General features: G+C 53.8%; 20 protein-coding genes and 2 tRNA genes. 12 read left to right on the top strand and 10 right to left on the bottom strand.

From position 1 onward, the window contains the following. Positions 1–43: 43 nt before the first annotated feature. On the bottom strand, positions 44–871 hold the full coding sequence (locus J7445_RS07890; RefSeq protein ID WP_209282931.1) for a ferritin-like domain-containing protein: 828 nt from the start codon (positions 869–871) through the stop codon (positions 44–46). Between the two features lie 304 nt (positions 872–1,175). Here J7445_RS07890 and lolA point away from each other — a divergent pair, with 304 nt between their 5' ends. Next, a complete protein-coding gene (gene lolA, locus J7445_RS07885; RefSeq protein ID WP_049229426.1) occupies positions 1,176–1,799 on the top strand; it encodes an outer membrane lipoprotein periplasmic chaperone LolA in 624 nt (207 codons plus the stop codon). A gap of 212 nt (positions 1,800–2,011) precedes the next feature. Here lolA and tehB read toward each other — a convergent pair whose 3' ends face one another. Then, positions 2,012–2,872 (bottom strand): SAM-dependent methyltransferase TehB, encoded by an 861-nt coding sequence (tehB, locus tag J7445_RS07880; RefSeq protein ID WP_209282930.1) that lies wholly within the window; start codon positions 2,870–2,872, stop codon positions 2,012–2,014. Positions 2,873–3,003: 131 nt separating this feature from the next. Here tehB and rnhA point away from each other — a divergent pair, with 131 nt between their 5' ends. From rnhA to J7445_RS07860, 4 genes are all read left to right on the top strand, one after another. Beyond that, positions 3,004–3,453 carry a ribonuclease HI gene (gene rnhA / locus J7445_RS07875; RefSeq protein WP_070656195.1) on the top strand — a complete coding sequence of 150 codons (450 nt, stop codon included), beginning with the start codon at positions 3,004–3,006 and terminating at the stop codon, positions 3,451–3,453. A 57-nt stretch (positions 3,454–3,510) separates the two neighbouring features. Further along, positions 3,511–4,863 (top strand): deoxyguanosinetriphosphate triphosphohydrolase, encoded by a 1,353-nt coding sequence (locus tag J7445_RS07870; protein WP_070656193.1) that lies wholly within the window; start codon positions 3,511–3,513, stop codon positions 4,861–4,863. A 132-nt stretch (positions 4,864–4,995) separates the two neighbouring features. After that, positions 4,996–5,072: transfer RNA gene (locus J7445_RS07865), tRNA-Arg, on the top strand. Positions 5,073–5,089: 17 nt separating this feature from the next. After that, positions 5,090–5,164, top strand: a tRNA-Glu gene (locus tag J7445_RS07860). A gap of 382 nt (positions 5,165–5,546) precedes the next feature. On the opposite strand, the gene J7445_RS07855 is transcribed toward J7445_RS07860, so the two are convergent. From J7445_RS07855 to J7445_RS07840, 4 genes are all read right to left on the bottom strand, one after another. Continuing rightward, positions 5,547–5,750 (bottom strand): DUF2788 domain-containing protein, encoded by a 204-nt coding sequence (locus J7445_RS07855; RefSeq protein ID WP_003768561.1) that lies wholly within the window; start codon positions 5,748–5,750, stop codon positions 5,547–5,549. Between the two features lie 118 nt (positions 5,751–5,868). Next, entirely contained in the window at positions 5,869–7,038 is a 1,170-nt protein-coding gene (metZ, locus tag J7445_RS07850) for an O-succinylhomoserine sulfhydrylase (protein WP_209282929.1), read from the bottom strand. Positions 7,039–7,214: 176 nt separating this feature from the next. Continuing rightward, complete coding sequence (gene hemC / locus J7445_RS07845; protein ID WP_209282928.1) at positions 7,215–8,153, bottom strand: hydroxymethylbilane synthase; 939 nt, start codon at positions 8,151–8,153, stop codon at positions 7,215–7,217. A gap of 46 nt (positions 8,154–8,199) precedes the next feature. Next, a complete protein-coding gene (locus J7445_RS07840; RefSeq protein WP_209282927.1) occupies positions 8,200–8,577 on the bottom strand; it encodes a hypothetical protein in 378 nt (125 codons plus the stop codon). Positions 8,578–8,748: 171 nt separating this feature from the next. On the opposite strand from J7445_RS07840, the gene ybeY reads away from it, so the two are divergent. Then, positions 8,749–9,264, top strand: a complete 516-nt coding sequence (gene ybeY, locus J7445_RS07835; RefSeq protein WP_209282926.1) for an rRNA maturation RNase YbeY — start codon at positions 8,749–8,751, stop codon at positions 9,262–9,264. Between the two features lies 1 nt (position 9,265). Next, positions 9,266–10,090: a CorC family transporter gene (locus tag J7445_RS07830; protein WP_209282925.1), complete on the top strand. Its 825-nt coding sequence runs from the start codon at positions 9,266–9,268 to the stop codon at positions 10,088–10,090. Positions 10,091–10,190: 100 nt separating this feature from the next. Here the strand turns inward: J7445_RS07830 and J7445_RS07825 are convergent, their stop codons facing one another. After that, positions 10,191–10,985, bottom strand: a complete 795-nt coding sequence (locus J7445_RS07825) for a DsbC family protein (protein WP_209282924.1) — start codon at positions 10,983–10,985, stop codon at positions 10,191–10,193. A 138-nt stretch (positions 10,986–11,123) separates the two neighbouring features. Here J7445_RS07825 and J7445_RS07820 point away from each other — a divergent pair, with 138 nt between their 5' ends. After that, positions 11,124–13,292: a primosomal protein N' gene (locus J7445_RS07820; RefSeq protein ID WP_209282923.1), complete on the top strand. Its 2,169-nt coding sequence runs from the start codon at positions 11,124–11,126 to the stop codon at positions 13,290–13,292. 72 nt (positions 13,293–13,364) lie between these two features. Here J7445_RS07820 and J7445_RS07815 read toward each other — a convergent pair whose 3' ends face one another. Continuing rightward, entirely contained in the window at positions 13,365–14,210 is an 846-nt protein-coding gene (locus J7445_RS07815; RefSeq protein WP_049226234.1) for a DUF817 domain-containing protein, read from the bottom strand. Between the two features lie 167 nt (positions 14,211–14,377). On the opposite strand from J7445_RS07815, the gene nth reads away from it, so the two are divergent. The 4 genes from nth to nagZ all read left to right on the top strand — a co-directional run bounded on the left by nth (position 14,378) and on the right by nagZ (position 19,603). After that, the gene (gene nth, locus J7445_RS07810) at positions 14,378–15,010 is read left to right on the top strand and encodes an endonuclease III (protein ID WP_019269879.1); all 633 of its coding nucleotides are present in this window, start codon (positions 14,378–14,380) and stop codon (positions 15,008–15,010) included. A gap of 222 nt (positions 15,011–15,232) precedes the next feature. Continuing rightward, on the top strand, positions 15,233–16,735 hold the full coding sequence (locus J7445_RS07805; protein ID WP_425326065.1) for a DegQ family serine endoprotease: 1,503 nt from the start codon (positions 15,233–15,235) through the stop codon (positions 16,733–16,735). A gap of 189 nt (positions 16,736–16,924) precedes the next feature. Next, the gene (locus J7445_RS07800; RefSeq protein ID WP_209282921.1) at positions 16,925–18,445 is read left to right on the top strand and encodes a Na+/H+ antiporter NhaC family protein; all 1,521 of its coding nucleotides are present in this window, start codon (positions 16,925–16,927) and stop codon (positions 18,443–18,445) included. 69 nt (positions 18,446–18,514) lie between these two features. Continuing rightward, positions 18,515–19,603: a beta-N-acetylhexosaminidase gene (nagZ, locus tag J7445_RS07795; protein ID WP_209282920.1), complete on the top strand. Its 1,089-nt coding sequence runs from the start codon at positions 18,515–18,517 to the stop codon at positions 19,601–19,603. 93 nt (positions 19,604–19,696) lie between these two features. Here the strand turns inward: nagZ and J7445_RS07790 are convergent, their stop codons facing one another. Then, the gene (locus tag J7445_RS07790; RefSeq protein ID WP_209282919.1) at positions 19,697–21,256 is read right to left on the bottom strand and encodes a TerC family protein; all 1,560 of its coding nucleotides are present in this window, start codon (positions 21,254–21,256) and stop codon (positions 19,697–19,699) included. Between the two features lie 252 nt (positions 21,257–21,508). Next, positions 21,509–24,724, bottom strand: a complete 3,216-nt coding sequence (carB, locus tag J7445_RS07785; protein ID WP_107145519.1) for a carbamoyl-phosphate synthase large subunit — start codon at positions 24,722–24,724, stop codon at positions 21,509–21,511. Positions 24,725–24,731: the final 7 nt, after the last annotated feature.

Below are 24,731 nucleotides of genomic sequence, written 5' to 3'. Positions count from 1 at the left end.
CGTTCCTCAACAGAGGTCGTCTGAAAATCCGGATTCGGGGTTTTCAGACGACCTTTTTGCCTTGTTTCAAACCCTGCTCGAAATCTTCCAACATATCCAGCTCGAAGCGGCTGAAGCCTGCTTTTTCGCGCGCTTCGATGTTCACATAGCCGCGGAAGATAAACATATCGTAACGGGCAATCAGACCGCGGAACAGGGCGACAGGTTCCAAGCCGCGTTCGCGGCAGAGGTATTGATACCAATGGTTGCCAATGGCGACATGGCCCACTTCGTCGCGGTAAATGATGTCCAACACGCCGCAGGTTTCCGAATCGCCGCGCTGCTCCACCTTCGCGCGTATCCCCGGCGTAACGTCCAGCCCGCGCGCTTCCAATACGCGCGGCACCAATGCCATGCGCAGCAGCGGATCGTAGGCGGTTTTATACGCCATGTCCCACAAATGGTTGTGCGCCTCGAAATCGCCGTAATCGAAACTGAAAGCGCGCAGCCTTTCGCGCATCAGGCGGAAGTGGTACACCTCTTCCTTCGCCACCCGTACCCAGTCGCGCACAAACTGAAACGGCAGCGTGCGGAAACGGTATGCCGCGTCCAAAGCCAGATTGATGGCGTTGAACTCGATATGCGCAATCGCGTGCAGCATCGCCGCATAGCCTTCGGTCGTGTTCATCTTGCGCGGCGTCAGTTGCGACGGCGCGACCAAAACAGGCTTCGGCGGCCGTCCCGCGTGGCGGAAGTCCAACGGCGCAGCGTTTGCTTCAGCACCGTCTATGTTCTGAACGGCGGCAAACGCCTCATCCGTCAGCCGTCCTTTTTCATCGGGGTCGTCTGAAAGCAGGGCAAGTTCCAGCAACGCATAGATATCAGGTTTCATTCCAAGTCCGCCGTTTTTCGGAAAACAAATATTATAGCGTTTAAAAAAAACAATATAAGGAATATAATCTTTACAATTTGGCGTTGCGCGTCAAAAACCATTAAATACCACAGTTTGCACAATCGGCATACATTAAAGAAGTGTGAAACCCGATTGTCTTTTCCGCAGGAAAAAATCCCGCAGCTTCAAAAAATTAGCCCTCGGAAAACACTGTTTGCAAAATGTAAACCGCCCATAAGCGGCTTGCATTGTTATTTTGTAACATCGATACTGGGCGCCACACCCCTTCCAACAAGGAAAAATAATGATGAAACAACACAACCTGTTCAAACTTCTCGCTGCTTCTGCCCTGACCGCAACCATCGGTTTCGCGCAGGCAGGCGCAGTAGATGCACTCAAAAAATTCAACAATGACGCCGACGGTATCAGCGGCAGCTTCACCCAAACCGTCCAAGGCAAAAAGAAAACCCAAACCGCACACGGTACTTTCAAAATCCTGCGTCCGGGCCTCTTCAAATGGGAATACACCAAGCCCTACAAACAAACCATCGTAGGCGACGGTCAAACCATTTGGCTCTACGACGTTGATTTGGCGCAAGTGACCAAGTCCGCCCAAGACCAAACCATCGGCGACAGCCCCGCTGCCATCCTCTCCAACAAAACCGCCCTTGACAGCAGCTATTCCCTCAAAGAAGACGGCTCGTCCAACGGCATCGACTACGTCTTGGCAACGCCTAAGAAAAACAACGCCGGCTACCAATACATCCGCATCGGCTTCAAAGGCGACAACCTCGCCGCCATGCAGCTGAAAGACAGCTTCGGCAACCAAACCTCTATCAGCTTCGGCGGCTTGAACACCAAGCCCAACCTCTCGCGCGGCGCATTTAAGTTCACCCCGCCCAAAGGTGTGGATGTGTTGAGCAACTGATTATTTGATTATAAAAGGTCGTCTGAAAGATTTCAGACGACCTTTTTGTTTTTGAAGTTGACGATAAGGCATGTTTGGGTGGAAACCGCTTCTATCCGACACAATCCGGATTTGAGGTTGCCGGTCGGATTGCAGGTAGGAAAAGTTCAAAGCGCCGTAACAAAGCGGATATCAAAAGGTTGTCTGAAAACCTTTCAGACGACCCTGTTCGTTTACGCTTCAGGCTTTTTCGCCAACATAGTGACAAACTTAAACTGTATTGGATTGCCCGCCGCGTCTTTCGCGTGCATCGCGCCGAGTTCTTCCTTGTATTCGGCAATCTCCCAGTCGCGGTAGTATTCGCGCAACTCGCCTTCTTTGAATTTAAACGGGAAAGGCATGGGGCAGGGGAAGTCTTCGGTGTCCATCGCCGAAACAATCAGGTTGTAGCCGCCGGGGTTGGTGTGCGCCTGCATATCGGCAATCACTTGAGGCACAAAGCGCGGTTGCAGGAACATAAACACAACCGTCGCTACGATATAGTCGAAATGGTCTTGAAGGTTGGCGGCATTCAAATCATATTCCAACGCCCGCACGTCCAAGCCTTCGATACGCGCCAACTCGTTGACGTTTTGCACCGCCTGCGGATTGTTGTCCACGGCGGTTACATCGAATCCCTTCAAACCTAAAAACAGCGCATTGCGCCCCTGACCGCAGCCCATATCCAAAGCCTTGCCCGCAGGAACGATATTTTCAGCCGCCACTACTGCCGAATGGGTCGCGCTCATGCCGTATTTCTTATTGAAATAATCCTTTGCCGCGCAATAAAGCGAGAGCTTGATTTCCGCGTCGTCCGTCAAAGGCTCGATCGTAAACTGTTGCTGCGGCGCAATCATCTGATCGCCGTCTTCGGCAGTCAGCTCGGTGTTTGTTGCATGGTCTGCTTCCGAATATTTCAGACGACCTTGCAATACGTTCAGGCAAGCCCATTCCCCTTCGTCAAACGCATGACCCGCCCGCAGCGCGTCGGGAATCCCGTCTGCCTGCCAAACCGGCAGTTCCTTATAGCAAAAAAGTTCCATTTGTCCATCCATTGTCGGTCCTTCCAATCTGTTTTCGATAAGGTGCATATTATATGCCTGTTTGGGGCAAAGCCGCTTGGCGGATTCAAACCTTGTGATAAGATGAATGCCTTTATTGTGCAAATTGCAAAACAAACCGATATATGGATGATACCGTTTACCTTTATACAGACGGAGCCTGCAAAGGCAATCCGGGAGCTGGGGGCTGGGGCGTATTGATGCGCTACCGAAATCATGAAAAAGAATTGTGCGGCGGTGAGGCTGAAACCACGAACAACCGAATGGAGCTGACCGCCGTCATAGAAGGGTTGAAGGCGCTCAAACGACCGTGCCGCGTCGTGATTTGTACCGACTCGCAATACGTCAAAAACGGTATGGAAGGTTGGATACACGGCTGGAAGAAAAACGGCTGGAAAACCGCCGCCAAAAAACCGGTGAAAAACGACGATTTGTGGAAAGAACTCGATGCCTTGTCGCATAAACACGAATTACAGTGGACATGGGTGAAAGGCCACGCGGGGCATTCCGAAAACGAAAAGGCGGACGCTTTGGCGAACCGGGGAGCAGCACGGTTCCTTCAATCCTCGTCCTAAAAGGTCGTCTGAAAACGCCTGAAAAATATTCAATCAACCGCAAACAGGATTACCCCAATGGCAATGACTTGGTCCCAACTGCTTTCCCCGCAACGCTTCCGTGCGAAAAACGGCGAAATTATCCCTACGGTTACGCCGTCCACACAAGAGGGTATCGATGCCCTGCGTACCGATTTCCACATTGATTACGATAGAGTCGTGTTTTCCGGCGCATTCAGGCGGTTGGGCAGGAAAACCCAAGTCCACCCGCTTGCCGAACATGACCTGACGCACAACCGGCTGACACATAGTGTCGAAGTCGCCAGCGTCGGACGCAGTTTGGGTAACCGCGTCGGTGTCATGTTGCAAGCCGGCGGATTCCTGCCTGAAAACAATACTCCGGGCGATATTGGCGCTGTCGTCCAAGTCGCCTGTTTGGCGCATGATTTGGGTAACCCTCCGTTCGGGCACACGGGTGAGGACGCATTGCGCCATTGGTTCAGAAAGGAAAAAAATCTCCGCTTTCTGACATCGCTGAACGAAGCCGAATTGAGCGACGTGCAAACTTACGAAGGCAATGCCCACAGTCTGCGCATTGTCGCCAATTTGGAAATGTATCCCGATGCGGGCGGGATGCGTTTGAGTGCGGCATCAATCGGCGCATTGATAAAATATCCGTGGACAAGCCAAGGTCCGCGCGGGCGTTCCAAATTCAATATTTATCAAACCGAGCTGCCGTTTATCCGCCGAGTTGCAGCAGAGTTGGGGTTGCTCGAAGCAGGCTGCGACCAATGGGTACGCCATCCGCTGTCATACCTGATGGAGGCTTCAGACGATATCTGTTACGCATTGCTGGATTTGGAAGATGCAGTGGAGCTTGAGTTGCTGACCGATACCGAAGTCGAAAGCGTCTTGTCTGAGCTGACCTTTGAAGAAAGCACATGGCATGCCCAATCCAGCCGCCAACGTTGCGCCATGCTGCGCGGCATTGCCATAGGCAAAGCCATCGAAGATGCCGCGCAAACCTTCATGAAACACCAATCCGATTTATTAAGCGGCGAATTTAAAGGAAAAGACTTGATTTCCTTGTGTAGCCCGCAGGTCCAAAACACTTTGGAAAAAGCCAAAGAACTCGCACGCACGCGCATCTTTCGCCACCGTACCAAACTGATGACCGAAATTGCCACTTTCCCGTGCTTAGGGTCGATACTCGATTTGTTTGTCCCTGCTGCCCATGCCTTGCTGGTTGAGCGGAAATTAGATGTCCGCCAATCTTTAATCTTGGATCTTCTGAAAAACCATAATCCCATACTTGAAACGGACAGCCTGTATCAGGCATATATGAAAATTTTAGATTTTGTCGGCGGTATGACAGACAATGCCGCCGCCAAAATGGCTCAGGATTTGTCTGGAACCGGGATTTTAAGGTAATTTAATTTCTTTAATTTTCAAAATGTTAATGTTTTATCTGGGAAAATTGAATTTAAAGGCTGGACAATAGGGAAAGGTTTCTATAATATTCGGTCTTCTTGATTCACAGCGCAGAAGCGAAGTGATGAAAATGCACCCGTAGCTCAGTTGGATAGAGTATCTGGCTACGAACCAGAGGGTCGGGCGTTCGAATCGCTCCGGGTGCGCCAAAAAACATTATTTATCCGCGCCCATCGTCTAGCGGTTAGGACATCGCCCTTTCACGGCGGTAACCGGGGTTCGATTCCCCGTGGGCGTGCCAAATTCTTAATAAACCCTTACTAAAAAGTAAGGGTTTATTTTTTATCTTTTAATGCTTTGCCCGCGATTTCAGCTTAATTGATGCGCTTGTTACCAAAGTTTCATCTGCCTGCTTTGTCGGGCATCGTTGCTAAATATGGCGTGAATTCAAATCAGGAATAGCGGTAAGGAGATTTTCTATTGAAGTTGCCATGTATTTATGGGTATCAACATTTCTTCACCCATCTGATTGACTTTGCCATGCCAAATTCCGGGCAGTAATACTTTAATGATGTACCAAACTCCTACCTTAAACTTTGCTGTCAAAATGCAAAGGTTGTCTGAAAACCCCGGATACGGGCTCTTTCAGACGACCTTTCCCTTATTCTTCTTTGTTTACCTACTCAAGGCAGGGCGATGAATTTAATCAGCACCTCTTTGAAAATAAAGCCGAACACGCCCAAGCCCAAGACCAGGAACAAAATCGCGATGCCGAATTTGCCTGCCTTGGATTCCTTACCCAAGTTCCAGACGATAAAGCCCAAGAAGATAACCAGTCCGGTCAGGCAGATTTTCATCGCCCAATCGGAAAATTCCGCTTCACTCATAATCGATTTCCTTATTTGATGTTGTGTGTATTTTAATGTTTTCAGACGACCTTTGAAACGCCAAGAGGTCGTCTGAAATGTAATGGCTCAGGTAAATACCGTCCGTCGGGCGTTTGGCTTAACGCGCCAACGCCTGTTTCAAATCGTCGATCAAGTCATCGACGTATTCCAAGCCGACGGACAGGCGAACCAGTCCGGGGCGGATATTGGCGGCGAGTTTTTCTTCGGGCTGCATTCTGCCGTGTGTGGTTGTCCACGGGTGGGTAATGGTCGAGCGCACGTCGCCGAGGTTGGCGGTACGGGAGAAGAGTTCGACGCTATCGACGACTTTCCACGCGGCTTCTTGGTCAGCGACTTCAAAACCCACCACGATACCGCCGCCGTTTTGCTGTTTGCGGATAAGCTCCGCCTGCGGATGGTCGGGCAATCCGGTGTAGTACACGGCTTGGACTTGCGGCTGTGTCCGCAGCCATTGCGCGATTTTCAGAGCGTTGTCGAACTGTTTTTCCAAACGCAGCGACAGGGTTTCTACGCCGCTCAACAACTGCCATGCGTTAAACGGCGACATCGCCAGCCCGCAAGAGTTGCAATACATGGCGACCTGCGTCATCAGTTCTTCCGAACCTGCCAACACGCCGCCCATCACACGTCCGTGTCCGTCGATGGATTTGGTTGCGGAGGAAACGGAAATATCCGCGCCGTGTTTCAAAGGCTGCGAGCCGACGGGCGACAGCAGGCTGTTGTCCACCACCAAAAGCGCGCCGATGCTGTGCGCCAATTCCGCCAAGGCTTCCAAGTCGGCCACTTCGCCCAAGGGGTTGGACGGTGTTTCCAAAAACAGTAGTTTGGTGTTGGCTTTGACGGCGGCTTTCCATTCGTCCACATCGGTCGGCGACACATGGCTCACTTCGATGCCGAATTTGGTGACGATGTTATTAATAAAGCCGACGGTCGTGCCGAACAGACTGCGGCTGGAAATCACATGGTCGCCCGTCTGCAGGAAGGTGAAAAACGCCGCCTGAATCGCGGACATGCCGGTCGAAGTGGTGACCGCGCGTTCCGCGCCTTCTAAGGCGGCAATGCGTTTTTCAAAGGCGGCTGTGGTCGGATTGGCAGTACGGGTATAAGTGAACCCTTTGATTTTTTTAGAAAACAAATCGGCGGCGTGTTGGGCGTTGTCCCACATGAAGCTGCTGGTGAGGAACAATGCCTGATTGTGTTCGCGGTATTCGGTTTGCTCTTTGCTGCCGCGTATGGCGAGCGTCTGCGGGTGGAGTTTTTTACTCATTTGTTTTCCAATCTTTTTCAGCAGGTTTGTTTGATGTCGGAAAGAAGGAAGCTGCGCGCTTCATAGGTTAACTTGTTAACATTTTGCGCTTATTTGCGCCGTCTTTCAAGTTTGACGGCGAATGGCAAAAGGTCGTCTGAAAACGTTTTTCAGACGACCTTTTCTTGCGAACCGATTTATTCGGCTTGTTCTTTCAAAACGGCTTCAATCAATTCTTGCGCGCCGTCGTCCGCCAGCTTTTTGGCGACTGCGCGTCCAAGCGCGTCGGCGTAGGCGGCGGGGGCTTGCGCGTCTGCCTGCAAGATTACCGAGCCGTCGGGGTGTCCGACCAGTCCGCGCAGGGTGAGCAGTCCGTCTTCTTCGGTGCAATACGCGGCAAGCGGCACTTGGCAGCTTCCGCCCAAAGCGCGGGCGAGGGCGCGTTCGGCGGTCACGCAGGCGTGTGTGACGTCGTGGTTTAAGGGTTTCAAGACGTCCAAAAGGTCGGTGCGGTGTGCGGCGATTTCGATGCCCAACGCGCCTTGTCCGGCGGCGGGCAGGCTGTCGGCTTCGGAGAGAATCAGGCGGATGCGTTCGTCCAGTTCCAAACGCTGCAATCCGGCGGCGGCGAGGATGATGGCATCGTATTCGCCGTTGTCAAGTTTGGACAGGCGGGTTTGCACGTTGCCGCGCAGGGGTTTGATGACTAAGTGCGGATAGCGGGCGCGCAACTGGGCTTCGCGGCGCAGGCTGGATGTGCCGACGACGGCGCCTTTGGGCATTTCTTCCAAACGTGCGTATTGGTTGGATACGAATGCGTCAAACGGATTGGCGCGCTCACCGATGGCGGCAAGGGCGAAGCCTTCGGGCAAGTCCATCGGCACGTCTTTAATCGAATGCACTGCCAAATCGGCGCGTCCGTCCTGCAAGGCTTGTTCCAGCTCTTTGATAAACAGGCCTTTGCCGCCGATTTTCGACAGGGTTTTGTCCAAAATCTGGTCGCCGCGCGTGGTCATGCCCAAGATTTCGACTTCGCAGTCGGGATACAGGGTTTTCAGACGACCTTGGATATGTTTTGCCTGCCACATGGCAAGCAGGCTTTCACGGCTGGCGATAACGAGTTTTTTCGGGTTCATTTGCTGTTTCTGATTTTCTAATTCATGGGGCGGGAAGTTCGACAGTCTAACACAAACTTTCTACGGTAACTGCTTGACTGTACTTGCCCAAAGGACCAAATCCGTTGCCTTGGTTTTGTTCTTTGGTCAGCACTTTTCCCAGAATGCAGACATTGTTCAGGGTAACGTTATATGAGCCGGAACTCAGGCGGTTCTTTTCTACTTGGTCCATCAGGCTGTCGCCGCCGTTGAGGAAATAGGTTTTTCCGTCGGCGGTAAATTCTGCCTGTTCGAGCGAATAATGGACTGTTCCTGTCATTTTGACCGTATCGCCGCTGTTTTTTCCTACTTTCACTTCTGCCGGTTTGGCGGTCGATGTTTCGATTTTGTTTTGCGGGGAACAGGCGGTCAGGGCAATCAGTATGGGGAAAAGAAATTTGTTCATTTGAAATTACCGTGGTTGAAAGGTATTCCGCTGAGAAGCTGTCGGAAAAGCCGTTAAACTATATCTGTTGCAAGGAAATAAATTATAATGTGTACTGGCATGATGGTAGTGCATACTGCCGTAAAATAAAACTTATTCTCTAAAAACATTTTAAACCAACAGCCTTACAGCATGAAGCGCGCCAAAAAATATCCCTTCTTATCGTTGCAGCGGCAACGTTTCTGCCTGAATTTTGAAAACGCCTCAACCGCCGCCAATCTTCCGAGCGAACGCGATTTCTATCGCTGGGCATGGGCGGCGTTGAAAAACGAATACCGTCGCGCCGACATCAGCTTGATTCTTCTGGACGAAGAAGAAGCCCGCGCCTACAACCGCGATTACCGCGGCAAAGACTACGCCACCAATGTGTTGAGTTTTGCCTTGAACGAAGGCGAAATTCTGCCCGATCAAGTTTCAGACGACCTCTGCGGCGATTTGATCATCTGCCCGCAAGTCGTGTTAAAAGAAGCCGCTGAGCAGGGCAAAACCGCCGAGCAGCATTTTGCCCACCTGACCATGCACGGCACGCTGCATCTGATGGGCTACGACCACATCGAAGAGGCCGAGGCAGAAGCAATGGAGGCACTCGAAATCCGCCTGATGCAGGCGGCAGGTTATCCCAACCCCTACCAAGAGGACGAATACTGAAATGGACGACACCCAGTCGAAACCGACATTTTTCGAACGTTTGATTTCCCGAATTGCCGGCGAGCCTGATTCCGCCGAAGACGTACTCAGCCTGCTGCGGCAGGCGCACGAGCAGGAAGTGTTTGACGCGGATACACTTTTGCGGCTGGAAAAAGTCCTCGACTTTTCCGACTTGGAAGTGCGCGATGCCATGATTACCCGCAGCCATATGAACGTTTTGAAAGAAAACGACAGCATCGAGCGCATCACCGCCTACGTCATCGAAACCGCCCATTCCCGCTTCCCCGTCATCGGCGAAGACAAAGACGAAGTCCTCGGCATCCTGCACGCCAAAGACCTGCTCAAATACATGTTCAATCCCGAGCAGTTCAACCTCAAATCCATCCTTCGTCCCGCCGTTTTCGTACCCGAAGGCAAATCGCTGAACGCGCTTTTGAAAGAATTCCGCGAGCAGCGCAACCACATGGCAATCGTCATCGACGAATACGGCGGCACATCAGGTTTGGTAACCTTTGAAGACATCATCGAGCAAATCGTCGGCGACATCGAAGACGAGTTTGATGAAGACGAAAGCGCGGACAACATCCACGCCGTTTCCACCGAACGCTGGCGTATCAATGCTGTAACCGAAATCGAAGACATCAATGCCTTTTTCGGTACGGATTACAGCAGCGAAGAAGCCGACAGCATCGGCGGGCTGGTCATTCAGGAATTGGGACACCTGCCCGTGCGCGGCGAGAAAGTCGTTATCGGCGGCTTGCAGTTCACCGTTGCCCGCGCCGACAACCGCCGGTTGCATACGCTGATGGCGACTAAGGTGAAATAACGGGATTCGTCCGATAAACAAGCCGATAATCAAAGACAAAGGTCGTCTGAAAACCTTATGTAGAGGTTTTCAGACGACCTTTGTCGTAGGGCAGGCAACCTTATTTCTGGTTTTTCTCGATAATTTCTTTTAGATGCGGCATGGGGCTGTATCCGCTTTGGCTGCGGCCGTTCGGGAAAACGAGGGTAGGTGTGCCGTTGAAGCCGAATTGTTCGCCCAAAGAAGTGGTTTCGGCAACGGGGTTGTCGCAATTGGTTTTGCCGCTCGGGAATTTGCCTTTGCGCATCCAGTCGGTCCAGGCTTGGGTCGGGTTGGGCTGGCACCACAGGATTTCGGCTTTACGCGCGGCATCGGGGTGCAGGCTTGGAATCGGCATCATGAAGTTGTAAATCGTGATGTCGGTCATTTTTTCAAACTCGTGTTCCAAGCGTTTGCAGTACGGGCAGTCGGGGTCGGAGAAGACGGCGACTTTCAGGCTGCCGTTGCCGCGCACTTCTTTGATGGCTTTGTCTAAAGGCAGGGTGGCGAAGTCGATTTTGTTCAAATCGGCGGCGCGTTCGTCGGTCAGGCTTTTGCGCGTGTTGACGTCGATGAGATCGCCGACGAACATATAGTCGCCTTTGGCATCGGTGTAAATGATTTGTTTGCCGCTGACAACGACTTCATAAATGCCTTGAATAGGGGTTTCGCTGACGCTGATGACTTTCAGGCCTTGGGATTCGTAAATTTTTTCGAGGCGGGCTTTCAAGGCTTCGCCGACTTTGCCTTGTACGGGGGCGGCGGGCTTGGCGGCTGAAGAGGGCGCTGCATTTGCCTGTGAAACGGGGGTTTGCCCGCACGCGGTCAGTGAGATCAGAGCGATGGGGGCTAAGATTTTGATTAATTTGGTTTTCATTTTTAAGTATAGGCGTGTGTCAAGAAAACCGCATTGTATCAAACCTCTGTCATGCCTGCATTGTATTGAGGCTCAATTTATCGTCTGAAAATAGCTTTCGGCTGTTAAAATACGCAAAAAAACGATTTGTCTGCCTGTATGAACTACCACCGTATCGCCGTAAACGTGCCGCTTTCAGACGGCCTTTTGACTTATTCCCATTCCGAGCGGCTGCCGCAGGGAACGCGGGTGCTTGTGCCTTTCCGCAACAAAACCGTGGTCGGGATTGTGTGGGAAACGGATATTGCGCCCGATATGGACGCGGCGCGGATTTTGGGTGTTCAGACGGCCTTTTCGGACGAGCCGCCGCTGCCTGAAAACTGGCGTGATTTGCTCTCGTTTACGTCGCGTTATTACCACTATCCGACGGGGCAGGCGGTGTTTGCCGCGCTGCCGCAGGGTTTGAAGGAAACGCGCGCGGTGGAAATGCCGCAGCCGCCGTTGTTTTACGCGCTGAACGAAGCGGGCAGGGCGCAAATTCCGCCGCCGGCGCGGTTCAACAAAAAAGCGGCTTTGTGGAGCGCGCTGCTGTCGGGCGGAATGACGATGGCGGCGTTGAAGCAGGTGAACGCGCAGGCGGCGAAATTGATTGAGGATTGGGCGGAGCAGGGTTGGATTGAAACTGCGGAAGCGGCGAAACCCGTTTTAAGGTCGTCTGAATTTCAGCTCAACGCCAACCAACAGAAGGCTTCCGATGAAATTCAGACGACCTTCGGCAGTTTTCAACCGTTTCTGCTGTACGGCATCACCGGCAGCGGCAAGACCGAAGTGTATTTCGATGCGATGGCGAAAGTGTTGGCGCAGGGGCGGCAGGTGTTGTTTCTGTTGCCAGAAATCAACCTCACGCCGCAGCTTTTGAAGCGGGTGGAAAACCGGTTTGCCGACGTACCGACCGCCGTGTTGCACAGCCAGATGGCGGCAGGCAGGCGCACGCAGGATTATCTGCGCGCGATGTTGGGGCAGGCGAAGCTGGTGATTGGCACGCGGCTGGCGGTGTTCACGCCTTTGCCTGATGTCGGGCTGATTGTGGTCGATGAGGAACACGACGGCTCGTTCAAACAGGACAACGAATTGCGCTACCACGCCCGCGATTTGGCGGTGTGGCGAGCGAAGCAGAGCGGCTGCCCTGTCGTGTTGGGCAGCGCCACGCCCAGCTTGGAGAGCTGGCACAAGGCGCAAAGCGGCGCGTACCGCCTGCTGCAACTGACCGAACGCGCCCATACCGCCGCGCAACTGCCGCAAGTGGACATCCTCAACGTAGGTCGTCTGAAACTCGACAACGGCTTCTCGCCGCAAGCCTTGCAGCTTTTGAAACAGAATTTTGAAGCAGGCGGCATGTCGCTGGTGTACCTCAACCGTCGCGGTTTCGCACCCGCGTTATTTTGCGGCGACTGCGGCCATACCTTCGGCTGCCCGAACTGCTCCGCCAAAATGGTGTTGCACCAACGCGCCCGCCAACTGCGCTGCCACCACTGCGATCACCGCGAACCCATCCCGTTCAAATGCCCCGACTGCGGCAACCAAGACCTGACCGCCGTCGGACACGGCACGCAGCGCGTCGAAGAAACCCTGCGCGCCTTCCTGCCCAAGGCAGCCGTCGTCCGCGTCGACAGGGACAGCACGGCGCACAAAAACGACTGGGCGGATTTGTACCGCCGTATCGCCGACAACGAAATCGACATTCTGGTCGGCACGCAGATGCTCGCCAAAGGTCATGATTTCGCGCGGCTTAACCTCGTTATCGTATTGAACGCCGACGGCAGCCTGTACAGCGCGGACTTTCGCGCGCCGGAAAGGCTGTTTGCCGAGCTGATGCAGGTGTCCGGCAGGGCGGGGCGCGCCGATAAACCCGGCAAGGTGTTGATACAGACACAACTGCCCGAACATCCCGTCTTTGCCGCCGTCAAAGCGCAGGACTACGCCGTGTTTGCCGAAAACGAATTGAACGAGCGGCAAATGTTCGCCATGCCGCCCTTCGGTTTTCAGACTGCCGTCCGAGCCGACGCGCCGCGCGTTGCCGATGCGATGGAGTTTCTCAACGCCGCCAAAGAAACCCTCGCCCCGCTGTTGCCCGAAAGCGTTTCCCAGTTCGGCGCGGCCCCAATGCTGATGGTGCGCCTCGCCGAACGCGAACGCGCACAAATCTTCCTCGAATCAACATCCCGACAGGATTTACACCGCGCCGTGAGTTTGTGGGTGCAGGTGTTGCAGCAAAACCGCGACGGCAAAATCCGATGGTCGGTGGATGTGGACGCGCAGGAAGCGTAAGCGGAATAGGGAAGGGGTCGTCTGAAAAAGCGGAAGAGGCATTTTCAGACGACCTTTTTGCAGTATCGAACATTAATCTTTAGAAACGCTGATGGTGTGTTTGACGTGTTTTAAATTCGCCACGATGGTAAACGTCATCATCACCAGCAAAGCCCACGAACTCCATTTGCTGATGTGTACCGATGCCCATGCGCCGATTTGGTTGGGATAACGCCAAACGCCGAACAAAGTCCCTAAGTTTTCCGCCAGCCAAATGAAAAAACCGATTAGGACGAAAGACAGCAGGAGCGGCATTTTTCGGGTAGTGTCATAGGGCGTGTATAAAACCGTTGTCCGCGCATAAAGCCCGAGCGCGAATGCGGCGAGATACCAGCGGTAGTCGCCGAGATAGTGATGAGTGAAAAAATTGACGTAAATTGCCAGCGCGCACAATGTGCTCAACCAATACGGCGGATGGCTTTTGATTCTGATATTAAAGAGCCGCCAAGCCTGAATGATGTAGCTGCCGACCGCCGCATACATAAAGCCTGCAAACAGCGGCACGCCGCCGATTTTGGTGTATGCCTCGTCCGGATAGCTCCAAGACTGGATGTCGCCCGATGTTTTGAACCACTCCAAAGCAAAGCCCACCAAGTGAAAAAGCGTAATCGATTTCACTTCGTCCCACGTTTCCAGCTTGAAATACAGCATCGCAACCTGTACGGAGACTGCAAAAATCAGCAGCAGGTCATAGCGTGAAATCCCCAGCCAGCCTGTTTTCGGAATCAGAAACATGGCGATGAAAAACAAACCTGCAAACAAACAGGCGCGCGCTTCTTTCAGTCCGAAAAACCAAAATTCGACCGCAAAACGCCGCCAGCCGTGCAAATCATCCCGTTTCGGGTGTTCCATCAGCCAAGTATCCAGTTTGCCCAACATATTTTCAGACGACCTTCATTTTTAAAAGGGATGGAATATAACGTAAGAATAGGGATCCGGGAATATTAAGTGGCCGTCTGAAAAAGCGGTTGGCGTTTTCAGACGACCTTTTGCGTTATAATCGGGCAAACGATAAAGACACACACACAAATCCTACCCATATCCCCATGAACAAACAGATCCGCCAAGAAATTTTCGAGCGTTTCCGCGCTGCCAATCCCCATCCGACCACCGAGCTTCATTTCAATTCACCCTTCGAGCTTTTGATTGCCGTTTTGCTGTCGGCGCAGGCGACCGACGTGGGCGTGAATAAGGCGACGGCAAAGCTGTTTCCGGTTGCCAATACGCCGCAGGCGATGTTGGATTTGGGTTTGGACGGCGTGATGGAGTACACGAAAACCATCGGGCTTTATAAAACCAAGTCCAAACACATCATGCAGACCTGCCGCATCCTGCTGGAAAAATACAACGGTGAAGTGCCGGAAGACCGCGAGGCTTTGGAATCGTTGCCGGGCGTAGGGCGCAAGACGGCAAACGTGGTGTTAAACACGGCGTTCGGCCATCCCGTCATGGCGGTCGATACGCATATCTTCAGAGTGTCCAACCGTACCAAAATCGCGCCGGGCAAGGATGTGCGCGAGGTGGAAGACAAGCTGATGCGCTTTGTGCCGAAAGAGTTTTTGATGGATGCGCATCATTGGCTGATTTTGCACGGACGCTACACCTGTAAGGCGCAGAAGCCGCAATGTGGGAAATGTATGATTAATGATTTATGCGAGTATGGTGCGAAGTTGATGTAAACGTTGATAAATTGTAAACAATCAACAAAACAACCTTCCCATTAGGTTAAAATTTCTGACGGCATTTTTTTATTTAAAATGAAATGCTTGAAAAAATACGGGCAAAAGGTAAAATTCGACCTTATCGGGTTGGAAAACGATAAAAGTTTCAGACGACCCCGGTTTTTTAAGATGCAAGAACATAATCCGTTATTCGGAAAAGGAAACGCGGTGCGCGAAAAAATGAAAAAATACAGATACTTTGCTTTGGTAACGGCTTCTGCGCTGGCTTTGGGCGGCTGCGACAAAATCAGCAGCTTCTTCGGCGGCGAGAGTAAAAGCGAAGAATTCGTACAGAGAATCGAACCCTCCAAAAATGACGGCAGCGTCGGTATGCTGCTGCCCGATTTCGCACAATTGGTGCAAAACGAAGGTCAGGCGGTGGTCAATATCCAAGCGTCCCCCGCCGGACGTGCCGCAGGCAGCGGGCAGTCTGAAGAGCAGGGCATGGACTTGAGCCAGTTTCCGGACAACGACCCGTTTTACGAGTTTTTCAAACGCCTTGTTCCGAATATGCCCGATATGCCGGAAGACCAATCTGCCGACGATGATTTGAATTTCGGCTCCGGCTTTATCATCAGTAAAGACGGCTATATCCTGACCAATGCCCACGTCGTCGCCGGCATGGGCAATATCAAAGTCCTGCTCAACGATAAGCGCGAATATACTGCCAAACTGATCGGTTCGGATACGCAATCCGATGTCGCGCTGTTGAAAATTGAAGCTTCGGAAGAATTGCCCGTCGTCAAAATCGGCAATCCGAAAGATTTGAAACCGGGCGAGTGGGTTGCCGCCATCGGCGCGCCGTTCGGCTTTGACAACAGCGTTACTTCGGGCATCGTGTCCGCCAAAGGCCGCAGTCTGCCGAACGAAAGCTACACGCCTTTCATCCAAACCGACGTTGCCATCAATCCGGGTAACTCCGGCGGTCCGCTGTTTAACCTGAAAGGTCAGGTGGTCGGCATCAACTCCCAAATTTACAGCCGCAGCGGCGGATTTATGGGCATTTCTTTCGCGATTCCGATTGATGTGGCGATGAACGTTGCCGAGCAGTTGAAAACCAGCGGTAAGGTTCAGCGCGGTCAGTTGGGCGTGATTATTCAGGAAGTGTCTTACGATCTGGCGAAATCGTTCGGTTTGGACAAAGCCAGCGGCGCGTTGATTGCCAAAGTGATGCCGAACAGCCCTGCCATGCAGGCAGGATTGCAAGTGGGCGACATCGTCCGCAGCGTCAACGGCGAAGAAGTGCGCGTGTCCAGCGATTTGCCGGTCATGGTCGGCTCGATGCTGCCGGGTAAGGAAGTTTCGCTGGAAGTATGGCGCAAAGGCGAGAAAATCAATGTGAAAGTCAAACTCGGCAGCATGGCGGAGCAGAACGAAACGTCTTCTCGCGCTACCGAGCAGCCGCAGTCGGCAAATCCGGCGGACGGCTTTACCGTCGATAATACGGGACTGACCCTGCGCGTCGATGAAGGTGCAGGCAAAAGCCGTCTGATTGTTTCCCGCGTCAGCGGCGCGGCGGAACGTGCCGGACTCAAACGCGGCGACGAAATCCTCGCCGTCAGTCAAATCAGCGTCAACGACGAATCGAGCTTCCGCAGCGCGTTGGCAGGCGCGGGCAAAAATGTACCGCTGCTGGTTCAGCGCGACGGCAATACGCTTTTCCTCGCCCTGACCCTGCAATAAGGTGCAACGCAAGCGCCATTCAATGATAGAATACCCGCCATCCTAAGGTGGCGGGTATTTTGTAATTTTAGCAACTGATTGATTTGTTTGTTTTTTGATGGTTTTGCTCTTTTGGCTTTGTCAACAATCGCATTCAAAGGTCGTCTGAAAACGTTCCGCTCCGATTGACTTCCTATTAATAAAAATATTATGCACCTGATTGATTATTCACATTCGTTTTTATCCGTCGTGCCGCCGTTTTTGGCATTGGCGCTTGCCGTCATTACCCGCCGCGTGCTGTTGTCTTTGGGCATCGGTATTTTGGTCGGCGTTGCCTTTTTGGTCGGCGGCAGCCCGATTGACGGACTGACACACCTGAAAGACATGGTGGTCGGACTGGCTTGGGCAGACGGCGATTGGTCGCTGGGAAAACCTAAAATCCTGATTTTCTTATTGTTGCTCGGTATTTTCACTTCTCTTTTAACTTTTTCGGGCAGCAATCAGGCGTTTGCCGATTGGGCGAAGCAACACATCAAAGGGCGGCGCGGCGCAAAAATGCTGACTGCCTGCCTCGTATTCGTTACCTTTATCGACGACTATTTCCACAGCCTCGCCGTCGGTGCGATTGCCCGCCCCGTTACCGACAAATTCAAAGTTTCCCGCGCCAAACTCGCGTATATCCTTGATTCTACCGCCGCGCCGATGTGCGTACTGATGCCGGTTTCAAGCTGGGGCGCATCGATTATCGCCACGCTGGCAGGTCTGCTCGTTACCTACCACATCACCGGATACACGCCGATGGGTGTGTTCGTCGCCATGAGCCTGATGAATTATTATGCCCTGTTCGCCCTGATCATGGTGTTTGTCGTCGCTTGGTTTTCTTTCGACATCGGCTCGATGGCGCGCCTTGAAAAAGCGGCATTGCAGGAAACTCATGACGAATCCACCGGCTCTGACGGCCCCAAAGGCAGGGTTTACGCGCTGATTATCCCTGTTTTGGTGTTGATCGCATCCACCGTTTCCGCCATGATTTACACAGGCGCGCAGGCAAGCGAAACCTTCAGCATTTTGGGTGCGTTTGAAAATACCGATGTAAACACTTCGCTGGTGTTCGGCGGTACTTGCGGCGTACTCGCCGTCGTCCTCTGCACACTCGGCACCATCAAGGCCGCCGACTATCCCAAAGCCGTCCGTCAGGGCATATCTTCGATGTTCGGCGCGATTACCATCCTGATTCTTGCCTGGCTCATCAGCACCGTCGTCAGCGAAATGCACACCGGCGACTACCTCTCCACGCTGGTTGCAGACAATATCCATCCCGGCTTCCTGCCCGTCATCCTCTTCCTGCTTGCCAGCGTGATGGCGTTTGCCACAGGTACAAGCTGGGGAACGTTTGGCATTATGCTGCCGATTGCCGCCGCGATGGCAGTCAAAGTCGATGCATCGTTGGTTATCCCGTGTATGTCCGCCGTGATGGCAGGCGCGGTGTGCGGCGACCACTGTTCGCCCATTTCCGACACCACCATTCTGTCTTCCACCGGTGCGCATTGCAACCATATCGACCACGTTACATCGCAACTGCCTTACGCCTTGACCGTTGCAGGCGCGGCAGCGGCAGGCTACCTCGTGTTGGGCATGACGCAATCGGCTTGGCTGGGCTTTTTCGCAACCGGCGTCGTCATGACCGCACTCATCTTCATACTGAAAGACAAAAAAGGCAAAGTTGCCTGATGTGTTTTCCCGTTTTCAGACGACCTTTGGTACTTTAAGGTCGTCTGAAACATTTTAAGGAACCCAAAAATGAACGCTCCCCATTCCATCCCGCGCGGTCCCGTCATGGCAGACGTCGCCGCCTATTGTCTGACCGAAGAAGAAAAACAACGCCTGCTCGACCCGTCCATCGGCGGCGTCATCCTGTTCCGCCGCAACTTTCAGAACGTTGAGCAGCTCAAAGCCCTGGTTCAAGAAATCAAAGCATTGCGCACGCCCGAACTCATCATCGCCGTCGATCACGAAGGCGGCAGGGTGCAACGCTTCATCGAAGGCTTCACCCGACTGCCCGCCATGAACACCTTAGGGCAGATTTGGGATGCCGAAGGCGAAGCCGCCGCCAAAGAAAAAGCCGAGCAGGTCGGCTGGGTATTGGCAACGGAACTGACCGCCTGCGGCATAGACCTCTCCTTCACGCCCGTCCTCGACCTCGATTGGGGAACATGCCCCGTCATCGGCAACCGCAGCTTCCACCGCAACGCCGATACCGTAACCCAACTCGCCCTTGCCCTGCAAAAAGGTCTGAAGCGGGGCGGCATGAAGTCCTGCGGCAAACATTTCCCCGGACACGGATTCGTCGAAGGCGACAGCCATTTGGTGCAACCCGAAGACACGCGCAGCCTTGTCGAACTCGAAGCCGCCGACATGATTCCGTTCCGCGCCTTAAGCAGCGTAGGCATGGCGGCAGTCATGCCTGCCCACGTCGTTTATCCGCAAATTGATGGCAAACCTGCTGGTTTCTCTGAAAAATGGCTCAAACAAATCCTGCGCCAAGATATTGGATTTAAAGGCGTTATCTTTTCAGACGACCTCACAATGGAAGGCGCAGGCGCAGCGGGCGGCATCAAAGAACGCGCAAACGCCTCTTTCACGGCAGGCTGCGATATCGTCCTCGTCTGCAACCGCCCCGACCTCGTCGACGAACTGCGCGACGGCTTCCAAATCCCCGCCAATCCCGATTTGGCAAACCGCTGGCAATACATGGCGAACACACTGGGCAAAGAAGCCGCCCAAGCCGTGATGCAAACCCCAGATTTCCAAGCCGCACAAGCCATGACCGCGCAACTTGCTACGCCTAAAGACACAGCCGGCGGCGTGAAAGTCGGCGAAGCGTTTTAAAGGCGTTTGATTTAGAAAGCATGAAAGAAGGTCGTCTGAAAACCTTGAATTAAGGTTTTCAGACGACCTTTTTATTTCACAATGATAATTTGATTATCCTTCGTCAGGCAGCTTGGTGATCTGTACCCGCTCGATGCGTTGACCGTCTTTTTCAACGACTTGGAAACGCCAGCCGTGGAAGTCGGCAAAGTCGCCGACATCGGGAATGCTTTGCAGCTCTTCCATAATCAGTCCGGCGACAGTGTGGAAGTCGGCATCTTCTTCCTGCGGCGGGAGGTTGAGTTGCGGCGCGAGTTCGACGTATTCGAGCGAACCGTCCACGGTCAGGCTTTCATCGGCATTTTCTTGAACGGCGGGTTCTTCTTGGCGTTCAAACTCTTCGGGGAATTCACCGGCGATGGTTTCCAGCAGGTCTTTCATGGTGACCATGCCCAAAACTGCGCCGAATTCATCAACCACCAAAGCATAATCTGCGCTGCTTTGGCGGAACAGTTCAATCGCACCCAATGCGGTCGTACTGTCCGGCAGGACGAGCGGCTGGCGCAGGACGGCTTGGATATTGAGTTCGCCGGTTTCGAGCAGTTGGGCGAGCAGGTCTTTTTTGTTGATGTAGCCCAACGGTTCGTCCACGCCGGCTTTACCGACGACGAGCAGGCGGCTGTACGGGGTGTTTTGCAGTTGGGCGTGTTGCTCTTCGCGGCTTTGGGAGATGTCCAAACGCTCAATGTCGCGGCGGGGAATCATCACGCCGAGGATGGGACGTTCGGCAAGCGTGAGAACGCTGCGTATCATGGATTTTTCGTTTTCTTCGAAATGCCCGTCGTCCTCTGCTTCGTCGCCCGCTTTGGCAAGCACGCTTTCGCGTATGCCCATCATGCCCAAGACGTTCTCGGCGGTGCGCTTGCGCCACGAGCTGCTGATATAGTCGTTTTTGCGGCTGTTGCGTTGCGAAACTTGGTTAAACACTTCAATCAGGATGGAGAAGCCGATAGCGGCGTAGAGGTAGCCTTTCGGGATGTGGAAATGGAAGGCTTCGGCAATAAGGCTGAAACCGATCATCAACAGGAAACCCAAACAGAGCATGACGACGGTAGGATGTCTGTCCACAAACTCGGTCAGGGGTTTGCTGGCGGAAATCATGACGGTCATGGCAACAGCAACGGCGCCCATGGCGACGACGATGTGATCGACCATGGCGACGGCAGTGATGACGGAATCGATGGAAAATACCGCGTCAAGAATCAGGATTTGGGCAACCACGCTCCAAAATCGCGCGTGTTTCTTCTGACTGTCGGCAACGGCAAACTGGTTATGCCCTTCGAGGCGTTCGTGCAGCTCGGTGGTGGCTTTGTAGAGCAGGAAGATACCTCCCGCGAGCATAATCATGTCTTTGCCGGAAACGTCCAACCCGCTGATATTGAACAGCGGGCGCGTCAGGGTCATGATGTGTGCCATGAAGCCGAGCATGATGATGCGGATAACGACCGCAAGCCCCAAACCGGTAATGCGTGCGCGGTCGCGTTGGGCGGGTTTGACTTTGTTCGCCAAAATGGCGACGAAAACGAGGTTGTCTATCCCTAAGACGACTTCGAGTACCAGAAGCGTGGCAAAGCCTATCCAAGTATGCGGCTCTGCCAACCAACTGAAATCCATGATTTTTGTATTCCTTTGTGTCAAACGCGAAAAGGCAGCCTGAAACGCTCAAGCTGCCTGATTCATATCGATACGCACGAAAAACGGCGGGCGGTCATGCTGCTCTGCTCTGGGTCTTTCATGTGTGCGTATGTCTCAAGTAAAAAATAATGTAAATAGTTTAGCAGTTTGGGAGGCGGATGGCAAAAGGTCGTCTGAAAGATAAGCCTTATTTTCAGACGACCTTTTGTTCAAGCTAAACCTGATTCAGATTCAGCCCCTGTTTTTCAACCGTCCATGCAACTCCTGCACGCTGTACACGCCCAGGTGGTCGCGGCTTTTTGCGCCTTCGCTCATGGCTTCGCCGCCGGCGATGGTGGTGTATTGCGGCACGCGTTGGGTGAGGGAGGTGCGGCGGATGCTGTGGCTGTCGGCGATGGACTGCGCCGAGCTGCTGACGGTGTTGACCACCAGCGCGATTTCGCCGTTTTTAATCGCGTCCACGATGTGCGGGCGGCCTTCCTGCACTTTGTTCACCGCTTGCACGATGATGCCGTGTTCTTTCAGGTATTCCGCGGTGCCGCGTGTGGCGCAGACGCCGTAGCCGAGGGCTTGGAAGTTTTGCGCGGTTTTGACGATGAGCGGTTTGTCTTCGTCGCGCACGGCGAGGAAGATTTTGCCGGTCGGATTCAGGCGTTCGCCTGCGCCGAGTTGGGCTTTGTAGTAGGCTTCGCCGAAGCTTGCGCCCACGCCCATCACTTCGCCGGTAGAGCGCATTTCGGGGCCGAGGATGGTGTCCACGCCGGGGAATTTGATGAAGGGGAACACGGCTTCTTTAACGGCATAGAAATCGGGGACGACTTCTTTTTCCACGCCTTGCTCTTGCAGGGAAATGCCTGCCATGCAGCGCGCGCCGACTTTGGCGAGCGGCACGCCGGTGGCTTTGGAGACGAAGGGCACGGTACGGCTGGCGCGCGGGTTCACTTCCAACACGAACACCACGCCGTCCTGCACGGCAAACTGTACGTTCATCAGGCCGACCACGCCCAGCGCGTAGGCCATGGCTTTGGTTTGGCGGCGGATTTCGTCTTGGATTTCTTCGCTGAGCGAGTAGGGCGGTAGCGAGCAGCCGGAGTCGCCGGAGTGGATGCCCGCCTGTTCGACGTGTTGCATGATGCCGCCGATAACGACGTCTTTGCCGTCTGAAACGCAGTCCACATCGACTTCAATCGCGTTGTTCAGGAAGAAATCGAGCAACACGGGGCTGTCTTCGGATACCTGCACGGCTTCGCGCATGTATTTTTGCAGCTCTTCGGCGGAGTGGACGACCTGCATGGCGCGGCCGCCGAGGACGTAAGACGGGCGCACGACCAGCGGATAGCCGATTTCTTCGGCTTTGACGAGCGCTTCTTCTTCGTTGTGGGCGATGCGGTTGGGCGGTTGGCGCAGGCCTAAGTCGTTCAACACTTTTTGGAAGCGTTCGCGGTCTTCGGCAGCGTCGATGCTGTCGGCGGATGTACCGATGATGTTCACGCCGTTTTCAACCAATGCGTTGGCGAGTTTGAGCGGGGTTTGGCCGCCGTAATGCACAATCACGCCCCACGGGTTTTCGGTGCGGACGATTTCCAACACGTCTTCCAGCGTCAGCGGCTCGAAATACAGGCGGTCGCTGGTGTCGAAGTCGGTGGACACGGTTTCGGGGTTGCAGTTGACCATAATCGTTTCAAAGCCCGATTCGCGCAGGGCGAGCGCGGCGTGAACGCAGCAGTAGTCAAACTCGATGCCCTGACCGATGCGGTTCGGGCCGCCGCCGAGAATCATCACTTTTTTACGGTCGGAAGGACGCGCTTCGCATTCTTCTTCGTAAGTAGAGTAGAGGTAGGCGGTTTCGGTGGCGAACTCGGCAGCGCAGGTATCGACGCGTTTATAGACGGGATGCAGCTTCAGCGCGTAGCGGTGTTCGCGCACTTCTTTTTCTTTTACGCCCAAAAGCTGCGCGATGCGTTTGTCGGAGAAGCCTTTGCGTTTCAGACGACGTAAGGCGGCAAAATCCAAATCTTGCAGGCAGCCTGCACTTACCTGCTGCTCTTCTTTCACCAAGTCTTCGATTTGTGCCAAGAACCAAGGGTCGATGGCACAGATTTCGTGGATTTCTTCCAGCGTGAAGCCCGCGCGGAACGCGTCTGCCACAAACAGCATACGCTCGGGGCCGGGGTTCGCCAGTTCGCGGCGGATTTCCGCTTTGTCTTCGCTGCGCGGATTGAAGCCGCACAAGCCTGTTTCCAAGCCGCGCAGGGCTTTTTGGAAGCTTTCCTGAATGGTGCGGCCCATCGCCATCACTTCGCCCACCGATTTCATCTGCGTGGTCAGGCGGTCGTCTGCGGCAGGGAATTTTTCAAACGCAAAACGCGGGATTTTGGTGACCACATAGTCGATGGAAGGCTCGAACGACGCGGGCGTACGGCCGCCGGTGATGTCGTTGCGCAGTTCGTCCAGCGTAAAGCCGACCGCCAGCTTCGCCGCCACCTTCGCAATCGGGAAGCCCGTCGCTTTGGAAGCCAGCGCGGACGAACGGCTCACGCGCGGGTTCATCTCAATCACAATCATCTCGCCGTTTTCAGGGTTCACCGCAAACTGCACGTTCGAGCCGCCCGTGTCCACGCCGATTTCGCGCAATACCGCCAAGCTTGCGTTGCGCATGATTTGGTATTCCTTGTCCGTCAGCGTTTGCGCTGGCGCAACCGTAATCGAGTCGCCCGTATGCACGCCCATCGGGTCGAAGTTTTCAATCGAGCAGATAATGATGCAGTTGTCCGCCTTATCGCGCACCACCTCCATCTCGTACTCTTTCCAGCCGAGAACGGACTGCTCAATCAACAGTTCATGCGTGGGCGACGCATCGAAACCGCGTTCGCAAATCGCCAAAAACTCGTCTTTATTGTAGGCAATGCCGCCGCCCGAACCGCCCATCGTGAAAGACGGACGAATCAGCGTCGGAAAGCCGACCTGTTCTTGCGCTGCCAAGGCTTCGTTCATCGTGTGGCAGACAAAGGATTTCGGGCAGGAAAGGCCGATTTTTTCCATCGCTTCTTTAAAGCGGCCGCGGTCTTCCGCCTTGTCGATCGCGTCTTCCGTCGCGCCGATCAGCTCGACATTGTATTTTGCCAACACGCCGTTGCGCGCCAAATCCAGCGCACAGTTCAGCGCGGTCTGACCGCCCATCGTGGGCAGAATCGCATCGGGCCGCTCCTTGGCGATAATCTTCTCCACCGTCTGCCACATAATCGGCTCGATGTAGGTAACATCAGCCATTTCAGGGTCGGTCATAATCGTTGCGGGGTTGGAATTCACCAGAATGACTTTATAGCCTTCTTCGCGCAAAGCCTTACAGGCCTGTGCGCCCGAATAGTCAAATTCGCAGGCCTGACCGATAACGATAGGGCCGGCGCCGATGATAAGGATGGATTTTAGGTCGGTACGTTTGGGCATGGGTGGG

The sequence above is a fragment of the Neisseria sicca genome (assembly GCF_017753665.1).
GTDB lineage: Bacteria > Pseudomonadota > Gammaproteobacteria > Burkholderiales > Neisseriaceae > Neisseria > Neisseria flava.
This window is presented reverse-complemented; position numbering and strand designations above follow the sequence as displayed.

Excerpts from the sequence above, each read along its gene's own strand:
- J7445_RS07890 (WP_209282931.1), bottom strand. The coding sequence starts at position 871 with ATGAAACCTGATATCTATGCGTTGCTGGAACTTGCCCTGCTTTCAGAC.
- lolA (WP_049229426.1), top strand. The coding sequence starts at position 1,176 with ATGATGAAACAACACAACCTGTTCAAACTTCTCGCTGCTTCTGCCCTG.
- tehB (WP_209282930.1), bottom strand. The coding sequence starts at position 2,872 with ATGGATGGACAAATGGAACTTTTTTGCTATAAGGAACTGCCGGTTTGG.
- rnhA (WP_070656195.1), top strand. The coding sequence starts at position 3,004 with ATGGATGATACCGTTTACCTTTATACAGACGGAGCCTGCAAAGGCAAT.
- J7445_RS07870 (WP_070656193.1), top strand. The coding sequence starts at position 3,511 with ATGGCAATGACTTGGTCCCAACTGCTTTCCCCGCAACGCTTCCGTGCG.
- J7445_RS07855 (WP_003768561.1), bottom strand. The coding sequence starts at position 5,750 with ATGAGTGAAGCGGAATTTTCCGATTGGGCGATGAAAATCTGCCTGACC.
- metZ (WP_209282929.1), bottom strand. The coding sequence starts at position 7,038 with ATGAGTAAAAAACTCCACCCGCAGACGCTCGCCATACGCGGCAGCAAA.
- hemC (WP_209282928.1), bottom strand. The coding sequence starts at position 8,153 with ATGAACCCGAAAAAACTCGTTATCGCCAGCCGTGAAAGCCTGCTTGCC.
- J7445_RS07840 (WP_209282927.1), bottom strand. The coding sequence starts at position 8,577 with ATGAACAAATTTCTTTTCCCCATACTGATTGCCCTGACCGCCTGTTCC.
- ybeY (WP_209282926.1), top strand. The coding sequence starts at position 8,749 with ATGAAGCGCGCCAAAAAATATCCCTTCTTATCGTTGCAGCGGCAACGT.
- J7445_RS07830 (WP_209282925.1), top strand. The coding sequence starts at position 9,266 with ATGGACGACACCCAGTCGAAACCGACATTTTTCGAACGTTTGATTTCC.
- J7445_RS07825 (WP_209282924.1), bottom strand. The coding sequence starts at position 10,985 with ATGAAAACCAAATTAATCAAAATCTTAGCCCCCATCGCTCTGATCTCA.
- J7445_RS07820 (WP_209282923.1), top strand. The coding sequence starts at position 11,124 with ATGAACTACCACCGTATCGCCGTAAACGTGCCGCTTTCAGACGGCCTT.
- J7445_RS07815 (WP_049226234.1), bottom strand. The coding sequence starts at position 14,210 with ATGTTGGGCAAACTGGATACTTGGCTGATGGAACACCCGAAACGGGAT.
- nth (WP_019269879.1), top strand. The coding sequence starts at position 14,378 with ATGAACAAACAGATCCGCCAAGAAATTTTCGAGCGTTTCCGCGCTGCC.
- J7445_RS07805 (WP_425326065.1), top strand. The coding sequence starts at position 15,233 with ATGAAAAAATACAGATACTTTGCTTTGGTAACGGCTTCTGCGCTGGCT.
- J7445_RS07800 (WP_209282921.1), top strand. The coding sequence starts at position 16,925 with ATGCACCTGATTGATTATTCACATTCGTTTTTATCCGTCGTGCCGCCG.
- nagZ (WP_209282920.1), top strand. The coding sequence starts at position 18,515 with ATGAACGCTCCCCATTCCATCCCGCGCGGTCCCGTCATGGCAGACGTC.
- J7445_RS07790 (WP_209282919.1), bottom strand. The coding sequence starts at position 21,256 with ATGGATTTCAGTTGGTTGGCAGAGCCGCATACTTGGATAGGCTTTGCC.
- carB (WP_107145519.1), bottom strand. The coding sequence starts at position 24,724 with ATGCCCAAACGTACCGACCTAAAATCCATCCTTATCATCGGCGCCGGC.